Annotated in this window: 6 protein-coding genes; 2 read left to right on the top strand and 4 right to left on the bottom strand. The window is 68.1% G+C overall.

The annotated features are described in order from the left end of the window. Positions 1-35 precede the first annotated feature (35 nt). The 4 genes from ACLD0U_RS00460 to recQ form a co-directional block, all read right to left on the bottom strand. Positions 36-6,125, bottom strand: coding sequence for an Ig-like domain-containing protein (locus ACLD0U_RS00460; protein WP_410339509.1), 6,090 nt, complete (start codon positions 6,123-6,125; stop codon positions 36-38). Positions 6,126-6,313: 188 nt separating this feature from the next. Continuing rightward, complete coding sequence (locus ACLD0U_RS00455) at positions 6,314-6,889, bottom strand: DNA-3-methyladenine glycosylase I (RefSeq protein ID WP_206822766.1); 576 nt, start codon at positions 6,887-6,889, stop codon at positions 6,314-6,316. Between the two features lie 37 nt (positions 6,890-6,926). Then, positions 6,927-8,996, bottom strand: a complete 2,070-nt coding sequence (locus ACLD0U_RS00450) for an acyl-CoA dehydrogenase (protein ID WP_410339508.1) — start codon at positions 8,994-8,996, stop codon at positions 6,927-6,929. A gap of 149 nt (positions 8,997-9,145) precedes the next feature. Continuing rightward, on the bottom strand, positions 9,146-11,143 hold the full coding sequence (recQ, locus tag ACLD0U_RS00445) for a DNA helicase RecQ (protein WP_410339507.1): 1,998 nt from the start codon (positions 11,141-11,143) through the stop codon (positions 9,146-9,148). A gap of 99 nt (positions 11,144-11,242) precedes the next feature. Here recQ and ACLD0U_RS00440 point away from each other — a divergent pair, with 99 nt between their 5' ends. Together ACLD0U_RS00440 and ACLD0U_RS00435 are read left to right on the top strand one after the other, a co-directional pair. Beyond that, positions 11,243-11,536, top strand: a complete 294-nt coding sequence (locus tag ACLD0U_RS00440) for a GNAT family N-acetyltransferase (protein WP_179409241.1) — start codon at positions 11,243-11,245, stop codon at positions 11,534-11,536. 35 nt (positions 11,537-11,571) lie between these two features. Continuing rightward, positions 11,572-12,114, top strand: coding sequence for an ECF transporter S component (locus ACLD0U_RS00435; RefSeq protein ID WP_410339506.1), 543 nt, complete (start codon positions 11,572-11,574; stop codon positions 12,112-12,114).

Genomic DNA, 12,114 nt, shown 5'->3' with positions numbered 1-12,114 from the left:
GTCCAGTCATTCCGTTCGTCATCGGTGAATCGTTGTCAGTACCAGGTCATCGAGGTGGCGTTGCCCCACCCGGCGATGCGGACCCAGACGGTCGTGCCGCGGCCGCCGTAGAAGCAGGTGAGATTGACAGTGCCGTTGGCAGGCACATCCACCTCTCTGCCGCCCCACTCCCCACCGTCGTTGCAGTAGAGCCGGTACCTACCCGCTGGGAAGTTCTTCACGGTGATCGCCATGTACGCGCACGATGCCGACGTACACGATCCTTCGCCGCCCCAGCCGGGAGGCCAGTAGCCTGGTGTGCCCTTGACAGTCTGCGCGCTCGGTTGGGGTTTCGGATCGGTTCTGGCAGAGGCCGTGTTCGACTCGGGCGATGTTCCACCGGGGTTGGCAACCGCCCGCGCCTTGATCGCGAAGGTCTGGTCATACCCGTTGCCGCGTGAGGTCGAGCCACTGTTGTCGACGTTCTGCCAGCCGCCCCAGGAGCCGCTGTTGTTCCGGATGTTGATCTGCACCTGCACAGGTCGACCGTTGTCGGAGTTGCTGCCGTTCCAGCTGAGGGTCACCGACTGACCGTTGTTCCGTGCTGAGACCGTGGGCGCCCGCGGGGTGCCGTAGGGTTTCGCACTCGCCGACGCGGATGCGCCGCTGGCGTAGGTCGACCCGTCGACCGTCGCAACGGCACGCAGTCGGACGGTGTAGTTCGTGCCGTTGGCCAGGCCGCCGATCGTGGTCCCGTCCCAATTGCTCTTCCAGCCACCGCCGATGTCGTACTGGATGCTGATCTCGGTGGCCTTGGCACCGTTGCGTGCACCCTGGGTGTACCCGACCTTGATCGCGCGGTCCTCTGCCGTCGCTGTCACCGCGGTGGGCGGTTCCGGCGCGACGACGCCGCGACGTGCGGCCGACGGGGCACTCCAGTCGCCCCATCCGGCCTTGTTCTCGGCACGCACCTTATAGGTGTATCCGGTCTCGCTGGTGTTCACGACGATGGCCTGCGCCCGCGCGTCAGCACTCGCGGAAACCGTCTCGACGAGCGTTCCGCCGCGCAGGACCTGAATCTGGTAGCCGCGGATCGCATCGCCGTTCGTGTTCGGCTGCTGCCAGTTGACCTCCATCTGCGCCTGCTTGCCGACCGGCGAGAGTTCCTTGGTGGTCGGCTGCGCGGGCGCCAACGGCGGTCCTGCCGGGATCTCGGCGACCGACCACGGGCTGAAGCTCGACGGGTCCGGGGCGCGGTTGTGCGCCTGGACGCGAACGGTGTAGTTGGTGCCGTTCTCGAGGCCCTCCCACACCAGCGAGGTTCCCGTCACCCCGGTCTTCTCGGCGGAGCCGGTCGGCGGCGCGGGCGAGATCTGCAGCGTGTACGACTCCACCGGCGAACCGTTCGAGTTCGGCGCCGTCCACGAGACGTCGAGCGACCGGTCGCCGAAGACGAGCTTGGGTGCCACAGGGGTGTCGGGTCGTACGTCGGGGCGTGCCGGCGGATTCGAGGCAGGTGAGGCCGGCCCTTCGCCGACGCGGTTGGTCGCCGTCACCTGGAACGTGTACTCGACATTGTTCGTCAACCCGTCGAGCGTGCAGGTCGTCGACGTGCACGTCCGCGTGTACGGGTTGCCACCGACCGAAGAGACCGTGTACTCGGTGATCTCGGCACCGTTGTTGGCCGGGGGCGACCACGACAGCACGACCGTGCGGTCCTGGATGCTCGACACGGTCGGCTGGCCAGGGGCATCCGGAATGCCCTGCACCATGACCGTGACACGGCCGTCGACCTCGCGGTCGGGGTCCTCGGTGGCGTCCTGGATGCGGTAACGCACGACCATCACTCCGACGAAATCGGCCCGCGGTGTGATCTCGACCTCGTCGCCGGCGAGCTCGGCGGTTCCCTGCCCGCTCTCGACAGAGGCGGTGACGAGCTCCAGCGGCGTCTCGGGGAACGGATTGATGTCGTTGGCGAGCACCGGCACTCGGATGGTCTCGCCCTGATCGGCCTCGTCGACGGTATCGGGGCTGGCCACGGGCAGGCTCCGCGTCGATGCGGTGACGACGACCGTGACGCGACCGCGCACCGGGTCGGTGGTGCCGTCATCGATACGCAACTCGACGGTCGTCGCGGTCCCCTTGCGGGCGTTCGACGCGGCCTCGGCGAGCAGCGCCGTTCCCTCGATGCGAGCCGAGACACCGCTATCGGGTTGCCCCGTGATCGTGTACGCGATCTTGTCGGCGTCCTCGGGATCGGGGTCGGTCGTCAGCGCTGCAAGATCGAGCGAGGTGGCGTCCTCACCGGGAGCGACCTGCATCTGTCCGTCGACGAACTGCGGCTGCTGGTTCTCGGGCGGCAGCACCTCGATGGGAATGGTCAACGTCGCCTTGCGCCCGTTGGGGTCGTCGGGGCCGTCGCCGTCGGTGACCTCGAAGGTCAGGGCGTCAGGGCCGAAGTAGCGGTCTTCCGAGGTGTACACCAGGGTGTGCGGGTCCTTGATGAGCTCGGACCCGTCCGAGTGGATCGCGCTGACCTTCGCCGCCTCGGTGATCCGGGCGGTACCTCCGCCGGCCACCGTGACGTACTCCGATAGGGGCAGTTCCTTGGTCTCACCGCTCTTGACCGTTACGGGCTTGGTGCTGCTGGACGTCGGGCTGAGTTCCCTCAGCGCCGGTACGAAGATGAACGCCGACGACGACAGATCGTCCTGGTCTGTGACCGTGTAACGGATCAGCTGCCGCTTCTCGCCGATCGTGACCCTGACCTTGCCGTCGGGCAACGCGGTGGCGCCGGCTTCGATATCGATCGCCAGCCCCTCCGTGGTGCCATCCGGGTCCTCATCGTTGGCGATGATGTCGAGGTCGACGCTGAGCGTGTCCGTGACGTCCGACACCATTACCCGGTCATCGCGGGCGATCGGCGCCAGCAGCGGCACGTCCTCGTCAACGGTCACCAGCAACGGTGCCGTCGCCTCAGCACCGCGAGCATCACGGATCGTGTACTGCAGCGAGGTCTCCAGTTCACGGTCGGGCACCTCGACGATGACCCGGTCACCCGAGACGTCGGCGCTGAGCCCATCCACATCGGCCAGCTCCAGGCCCCCGTCGACCAGGGCGATCTTGTCGCCGTCCGGATCGGAGTCGTTCGCGAGCACCGGGACGGCGACGGAGCGGTTGGGCCGGACGACGACGGCGTCCTTCACCGCGTAGGGCGCCTGGTTGACCGTCTCGGGCGGGGCGATTCCCACGCGGATGCTGGCGATGCCCTCTTTGCCGAGCCGGTCGCGCACCTTGTAGGTGAAGGTGTCGAGGCCGGTGGCGTCATCGAATGCCTCGTAGACGAGATGATCCTGCGCGACCTCGACGACGCGCCCCTTGGACGGTGCCGTCGCCAGCCCCAGCAGTTCGACCGAGTCACCGTCCTGATCGATGCCGTGCAGCGGGACGATGATGTTCGCCGTCGTGCCCGAGACGGTTCGCGCGGTCAGATCGCGCGGGTTGGGCGCGGCATTGCGGTCGTCGTCGATCGGCAGGATCTGCACGGTCACGTAACCGGCGTCCTTCTGGCCCAGCGAATCGACGGCCTCGTACGTGATGTAGGCGGTACCGGGTTCCGAGCCGGCACGGAAACGCACGACGTCCTGTGAGACGAACGCCTCGCCGACCTCGGGATCCACGAGCGGCTCGATGAGGTCGGGCGCGACGTGCATGGCGTCGTCGTTCGGGTGGGTGTCGTTGTCGAGCACGGGGATCGTCACCACGTCGCCCACGCGCACGAAGGCCTCATCATCATTCGCCACCGGGGGCAGCAGCTTCGATGGCGCGGGGATCGGGACGACGATCACGTCTCCCTCGGCCGTGTGCGTGCCGTTCGAGATGCGATAGCGGATGCGCACCTGCTCGTCCAGGGCGCCCTGATCGGTGATGCGCAGCGTCTCGTGGTTGAGCACCGACACCGAGATCCCGCTGCTGGGCGGCACGGTGACCGACTGCACCACCAGCACACCACCGCCGGGATCGGAGTCATTGGCGAGTACGCCGATCAGCGCTTCCTTGCCGCTGGGCAGCAGCGCGACGTCGCGCACGGCGACCGGCGGCTGCTCGCTCTCATTCTCGTCGAGCACGTCGACGCGGACGATGCCGATGGCGCTCTTCGCGCCGGCGGATGCCAGGTACTGCACGTAGTACACACCGGCCGTCGGTGCCTTGAAGGTGAACTGCTTGTTCGGATAGTCGGGGGTCATCTCGGCGCCCTCGACGGCGTCGACATTGGTCAATCTCAGCGTTTCCCGCCCAGCGCTGGAGTCATTCGCCAGCGGCGACACGGTGACCGACTCACCGACCCGGGTGACGACATGGTCGGCGTTGGTGCGCGGGTCCATCGAGCCCTGCGGCTTGACGGTGATGTAGATCGAGTTGGTGGAGACCTCGCCGAACGAATCCGAGACCACGACCTCGACCTTCTTGCGCCCCTGCAGGCTGGCCACGGCACGATAGGTGATCTGCCCATCGGTGGTGAAGTCGACCTCGTCGCCAGACGCCGGGGTCACCGAGCGCAGGTAGATGTCGTCCCCGTCGGGGTCGATCCAATCGGGCAGGATGTTGTACGACACCGTGCCGCCCGACTCGACGGCGAGCTTGGTCACGCGTCGCGGTTCGGGCGCCCCGTTCGTGTCCCAGTCGTGCACATCGACGGTCACGTTCGCGGTGTCGGTTCCGCCACGGCCGTCATCGACCTGGTATCGGAATGTGGCCGAGCCCGTGGCATCCTCGTCCGTCATGATCTGCAGGGCGCCGCCGCCCAGGATCGGTTGTACGTCGCCGACCTTCGGCTGGCTGTCGGCCAGCGAGGCGACCAGGACGTCGCCGTCGGGGTCGTTGTCGTTGTCGACGGCGGGCAGCATTGTCGTGCCGCCTGGGCGCACACCGAATCGGTCATCGGTGGCCGTCGGCGGGGTGTTCTTCTCGCTGCGCTCGGGAAGGGTCGTCTCCACCGTCTCTTCGGTGGTCTTCTCTTCGTCCTCTTCGTTGCCCTCCGGCGGCGTCAGGACGCTCCAGTCATCAACCTGCTTGAGGCTCTCGTCGGCAAGCCACGCCGCACCGGTCAACACATCGTTGAGCACAATGACATCGCGGTTGACCCGGAACACCAACTGCTCAGCCTTGTCGGCGCCCGGAATCGTCTCGGACAGGTCGGCGGAGTCGCCGACGCAGTCGCGCACGAAGCGGGCCGACCCCGCCCAGGCGCCGTAGGCGCAGCCGCGCAACGAGACGGGAGCTGCGGGATTGCCCTGAGCATTGGTCGAGATCGCGCGCACGTCGCCGCCGTCGAGCGGCACATGCACGAGGTGCGACGTCGTCGCGAGTGTGACGGCATCCGCCGCGGCGGACGGATGCTGCAGAATCGCCGATTCGGCGCCATCGACCTCGGTACGGAACCCGCCGGGAGTCTGCACCACACCACTCGTCGCATCGAGCACCACCGGGGTAGTGCCCACTGCGGTGATCGTCGGCACGGCCCCCTTGCCGAGCTCCTGAAGTCCGCTCTCGGTCGTGCTGATCTCGCCCTGCGGGTCGATCGTGGCGCTGAAGACGATGCTGTCCTCGGCCGAGACGGCGTAGACCGTGCCGTCGCGGCCGACCGTGGCATCCGCGTTCTTTCCGAGCTTCGCGACCGGGTCGGCGACCTTCAGGTCGAAGCCCGACAGCTCATCGACGGGGGTGACCCAGAGAAAGCCGGAGGTGCGGTCGAGGATCGCCGTGGTCGTGCCGCCCAGCGTGACCTTCGCGTTCCCGGGGATCGGAGCCGAGTCCGACAACGAGACGGTCGCCGGGTCGACCGCCGTGACGGTGGCGTTGCCCGAGTCGACGACGAGCACGTGCTGCTCGTCCTGCACGATGTCGAACTCGTCACCGCTGGTGCGGAGGCCGCCGTCGATCACCGTCGAGGCGTTGTTGAAGTGTCCCACGAGCAGGCTCGACGACTTGGTGAGCCACACGCCCGCGTCGTTCAGGTCGACCTTCGTGGTCGGCAGGCCGTCGTAGGCCACTGCCATGCCGGTCAAAGCGACGGCGCCGATCATGACGCCTGCGGTTGACGCGAGAGTCTTGGGGTGCGTGCGCATCCACGTCAGGGCTCTCATCGCGGTCTCCTCCGGCTGTCATCGTCAGCATGATGGCGGCGAGCGCGCACGGGTAGCCCCGAGACCTCGACGGTCCTACTAGCAAGTTCCCCCCGCTATGCATGCACGACGCGCCGGGGCAATACTACCCGCGTAGAAGTTCGCGGCTGCATCGTCAGGATGGGGAGAACTCCCCATCCTCGATCCGGTTACCCGCCGGCGCGCCAGCAGCCCACCACGTGGTCATCGACCATGCCGGTCGACTGCATGAGCGCGTACATCGTTGTCGGTCCGACGAAGCGGAACCCGCGCGCGCGGAGCGCCTTGCTCATCGCCGTCGACTCGGCCGTGACCGCGGGCACATCTCCGAGTTCGCGCGGACGCGCCCGCGCTGCGCCAGGCGCGAACGACCACATCAAGGAGTCGAGCTCACCGTCGGCCATGTCGCGCACGAGTGCCGCGTTCGAGATCGTTGCGACGATCTTCGCCCGATTGCGGATGATGCCGGCATCTGCCATCAGACGCTCCACATCGTCGGCACCGAACTGCGCCACCGCCTGCGGGTCGAACCCCGCGAACACCTCACGGAACCGCGGACGCTTGCGCAGCACCGTGATCCACGACAGCCCCGCCTGGAAGCCCTCCAGCGCCATCTTCTCGAACAGCGCGCGGTCGCCGTGCAACGGCTGACCCCACTCGTCGTCGTGGTAGCGACGGTACTCTTCGTCGTCACCGACCCAGCCGCAGCGCAATCGATCATCGGGGCCGGCGTGCAATGAGCTCATCTCCTCACGCTATCGCCGGCCGCCGACAGCGGCGCACTCAGCGCTTGTTCTTGGCCTTGAGATCCTTCTCCGAGATCGGCGCGCGACCGGATGCCTCCAACTCGGCGTAGTACGCACGCGCCTCATCCTGACGCTGCTGCTCGGCACCGCTCGCGATGGGTGCGCGGATGTGCTCGGGCTCCCACCCGAACGCGTCGACGAGGTCGAGCGCGTGCGGGCGCAGCCGCCGGCACAGCCGGTCGATGTAGCGCGAGACGGATGCCGCCCGCTGTGCCGACAGGCGACCGTTGATCAGGTACCACGCGAGGTGCTTCTCGATCAGCTGCAGGCCGAACAGGTCACGCAGCCAGGTCAGTACCTGCTTCGTGTCCTCGTCGTCGACGTCGTTGACGGCGTCGGTGAACGCCTCCCACTGCAGCAGCTCGCCGTGCGCGCGGGCGGCTTCGATGAGCTCGGCCTGGTTCTCGTTGAACAGCTTCTCGCCGAGCACCTTGTCTTTGCCGGCGGGGCGCAGGCGCCCGGCGATGTCGGCGACCATCTGCTGCACGCGATCGGCGAGCAGCTCGTGCTGCTGCTCCTCGCGCAGCCCGTACTCGACCGAACGCGCCGTCGAACCGAGGTCGGCCACGGCCTGACCGAACTGGCGCAGTCCGGCACCGTGGAACACCCTGCCCGCCGTCTGCTCAACCGCGTAGCGGGCCAGAGAGGCGGCGTCCTTGTCTTTGAACTGGGCCGCGAAGTCGGTGAGCAGACGCTTGCCGACCAGCTGAAGGAGGATGTTGTTGTCGCCCTCGAAGGTGACGTAGATGTCGAGGTCGGCGCGCAGACCGACCAGGCGATTCTCGAACATGAAGCCCGACCCGCCACAGGCCTCACGCGCCTCCTGCAGGGTGTCCAGGGCGTGCCACGTCGACAGCGGCTTGAGCGCCGCGGCAAGGGTCTCGAGGTCTTCGCGGTCATCCGGGGTGTCAGAGCGACCCGAGAAAACGGCGTCGAACTTCTGCAGGAACTCGTCGTGCGCGAACAACTGGGCGTAGGTCGTGGCCAACCGCGGCAGCAGCCGCCGCTGGTGCTTGCCGTAGTCGAGCAGCACGGTCTCATGCCCGTCGGCGCCGTCGAACTGCCGACGCTGCGTCGCGTAGGTGATGGCGATCTTCAGCCCGAGCGCCGACGCCCATGAAGCAGCCCCATCGAGCGAGACGCGGCCCTGCACGAGTGTGCCGAGCATGGTGAAGAAGCGGCGGCCGGGGCTGTCGATCGGGCTGGTGTAGGTGCCCGAGGCGTCGACGTCGCCGTACTTGTTGAGCAGGTTGGTGCGCGGAACGCGCACCTGGTCGAACGAGAGACGCCCGTTGTCGATGCCGTTCAGGCCACCCTTGTGCCCGTCATCCTCGCGGGTGATGCCCGGCAGGTCGTCGCCGTTCTCATCGCGCAGCGGTACGTAAAAGCAGTGCACGCCGTGGCTGACGCCGTTGGTGATCAGCTGCGCGAACACCGTCGCGGCGATGCCGTGCAGCGCGGCGTTGCCGAGGTACTCCTTCGTCGCACCGCGGAACGGCGTGTGGATGACGAACTCGTCGGTCTCGGGGTCGTACGTGGCCGTCGTGCCCAGCGACGCCACATCCGACCCGTGCCCGATCTCGGTCATCGCGAAGGCACCGGGGATGTCGAGGTTCATGATGCCCGGCAGCCACTTCTCGTGGTGTTCGGCCGTGCCCAGCTGCAGCACCGCCGACCCGAACAGCCCCCACTGCACGCCCGCCTTGATCTGCAGGCTGGGATCGGCGACCACCAGCTCTTCGAAGCCGGCGATGTTCGCCCCGTTGTCCTCTTCGCCGCCGAAGGCCCTGGGGAATGCGCGGTGCACGGCGCTGTTCTGCACCAGCAGGTGCAGCTGCGAGAGCACGCGCTCGCGGTGCGCGTCCATGCCGAGGCTGTCGTCGCGCCAGAACGCCGAGTCCTTGATCATCTCGCGGGACGTGCGGCGCGTGTGCGCCCACGTGCCCATCAGCAGATCATTGACCCGCTGCACGTCGATCGCGGGCTCGGCGTCGGTGTGCTCGGCGGCGTTCGAGGTGGATTCGCTGCGGACGGCTGCGTCGACCATGACGGGTCCTCTCGGTTGGGGGTGGGACACCCAACGGTAGAACTCCGACAACAACTGCGGAAGTCGCATGTGCAGCATCCACAATCGGATGCCGTCGCGACGGCATCCGACGTTGTCACCTCACCACAGATGCGGGCGCGCGTTCGCACTCAGTGTTCGGCGATCACGGCGATCACGGCATCGCCGTACGCCTCTTTCTTCTTGGCACCGATACCGCTGATGCCGTCGAGTTGCCCGGTCGTTGCCGGCCGGTGCTCGGCAAGCGCGCGCAGCGTCGCATCACCGAACACAATGTAGGCGGGTACCCCCTGCTCGCGGGCCGTCTCGGCACGCCACGCGCGCAGCGCCTCGAACAGCCCCCGGTCGCCCTCGGCGAGCGCGTCAGCGGCCGACGCCTTGCGCTGACGGGTCGCGGTGGTGCGCCCGATCGTGTCGCGGCGCAGCGGCACGGGAGTCTCACCGCGCAGCACTCCCCCGGCCGCCTCGCCCGGCGCGAGCGTGCCGTAGTCTCCCTGGGCGAGCAGGATGCCACGGGCCAGCAGCTGCCTCACGATGCTGCGCCAGTCCTGATCAGACAGGTCGGCCCCGATCCCGTAGGTCGCCAGTTGATCGTGGCGCATCTTGCGGATGCGATCGGTCGAGGCCCCGCGCAGAATGTCGATCAGCTGCCCGGCGCCGAACGCCTGGTTGCGCTCACGCTTCAACCGCACGATCGTCGAGAGCAGCTTCTGCGCCGGCACGAGCCCGTCAAAGGTGTCGGGCGGCTGCAGGCACGTGTCGCAGTTGCCGCAGGCCCCGCTGTCCTGCCCGAAGTAACCCAGCAGATTCTGCCGGCGGCACGTGACCGTCTCGCACAGCGCCAGCATGGCGTCGAGGTGCTGCCCCATGCGCATCTTGAACGTGCGGTCGCCGGGACTCTGCTCGATCAGCCGGCGCTGCTGCACGACGTCGCCGAGCCCGTAGGCCATCCATGCGACCGACGCCTCACCGTCGCGGCCGGCGCGACCGGTCTCTTGGTAGTAGCCCTCGACCGACTTGGGCAGGTCGATGTGGGCGACGAAGCGCACATCGGGTTTGTCGATGCCCATTCCGAACGCGATGGTCGCCACCATGACGATGCCGTCCTCGCGCAGGAAGCGCGCCTGATTGGCCGCACGCACCTCGGCGGGGAGTCCGGCGTGGTACGGCAGCGCCTCAATGCCGCGGGATGCCAGATACTCGGCGGTCTGCTCGACCGACTTGCGGCTGAGGGCGTAGACGATGCCCGCCGCGCCGGCGGGCTGCGCCTGGATGAACTCGACCAGCTGCTTGCGCGGATCGACCTTGGGCACGATGCGGTACTGGATGTTCGGACGGTCGAAGCTCGCCACGAAGTGCTCAGCGCGCTCGAGGTGCAGGCGCTCGGTGAGCTCACGGTGCGTGGCGCGGGTGGCGGTGGCGGTCAGCGCCATGCGCGGCACACCGGGGAACCGCTCTGCCAGATCGCCCAGCGCCAGGTAGTCGGGGCGGAAGTCGTGCCCCCACTGCGACACACAGTGCGCCTCGTCGATGGCGATCACGCTGAGCACGCCGCGCTGCAGCAGCTGCGTGGTCTGCGGCGACGACAGGCGCTCGGGGGCGACGTAGATGAGGTCGAGTTCGCCAGACACGTAGGCGCGTTCGACCTCGCGGCGCTCGTCGATCGACTGCGTCGAGTTGAGGTAGGCGGCGCGCACGCCGTTGGCGCGCAGCGCATCGACCTGATCGTGCATGAGCGCGATGAGCGGGCTGATGACCAGCCCCGTGCCCTCGCGCACCAGCGCCGGCACCTGGTAGGTGATCGACTTGCCGCCACCCGTGGGCATCAGTACGACCGCATCGCCACCGGCGATGACGTGCTCGACGACGGCCGCCTGGTCGCCGCGGAACGCGTCGTAACCGAACACGGTGCGCAGCGCATCGATTGCCGTCGGATGCTGAGCCGGCGTCGCCACCGTCGCCGGCGGCGCCGCCGGGGTCATCGGCGCGGTTCCCCAGTCGAGCGGTGGCTCCCAGCCGTCGGCCGGCGGTTCCCAGTCCATCGGCTCGGAGGGATCGCCGGGCTCGGTGTCCCACGGCTCGTCCGGGTACGGCAGCCCCTCATAGGGGTCACGAGGGGTCTGCGGCATGCTTCCAGCGTAGCCAGCGCGACAGACACCGCGGATGCCCTCCACAGCCCATCCACCCCGGATCCGGCATAGGTTGGGTGGGACATCGAAGGAGGAGCCATGCCCGAACTGACCGTCACCCGCAACGATGACGCCTCACGCTACGAGATCCACTCCGACACCGTCCTCGCCGGCTTCGCCGAGTTCGAACGGCGCCCCGGCGAGATCCGCTTCACGCACACCGAGATCGACCATGCCTTCCAGGGCCGCGGCTTCGCCGGCCGGCTCGCCGGCGAAGCCCTCACCGACGCCGCGGCGTCCGGCGACACGATCGTGCCGTACTGCCCCTACATCGCCCGATACCTCAAGAAGAACGACGTTCCCGGCGCGCAGGTGCGCTGGCCCAACACTTGACGGGTACGCGCCCCTCGTGCCGGTAGCCTGAGAGGGTGGCATCCCGACCCGCTCTGAGCACGCGCACACTCCTCGTCTGCGCCGCCATCGGCGTCGCCACGGGCATTCTCGGCGGCATCGCCGGGGCCGTCACGCTGGGCGTGCTCGCCGTCGCTCCGTACCTGTACGGGCTGGTGCTGGGGTCGCACGTGCTGCCGGGCATCATCGCGCAGGAGGTACTGCGACGCCCGCTGGTCGCCCTGATCACGCACGTGTTCGCCGCGCTGATCGCCAGCGCGTTCAACCCGGTCTGGGCGCTGCGCTTCATCGGTACCGCGCTGCTGTTCGGCGCGATCCAGGAGGGCGTCGCAGCGCTCACCCGCTACAAGGCCTGGGGGCGCTGGCGCTTCTTCGTCTCGGCGTTCGTGATCGGCGTATTCGTCGCCGTCGTGGTGTGGTTCGCCGCGCACATGGACGCCCTCGACCCCTGGGCGAAGGTGATGTACCTCACGGTGTCGGTGCTGGGACCGGTGGTGTGGACCGCGATCGGCATCGCGGTGGGCAACGCCCTGCGTCGCGCCGGCGTCGCCCCGAAGTAA

Source organism: Microbacterium sp. 2216-1 (assembly GCF_046507855.1).
In the GTDB taxonomy this organism is placed as follows: Bacteria; Actinomycetota; Actinomycetes; order Actinomycetales; family Microbacteriaceae; genus Microbacterium; species Microbacterium esteraromaticum_C.
This window is presented reverse-complemented; position numbering and strand designations above follow the sequence as displayed.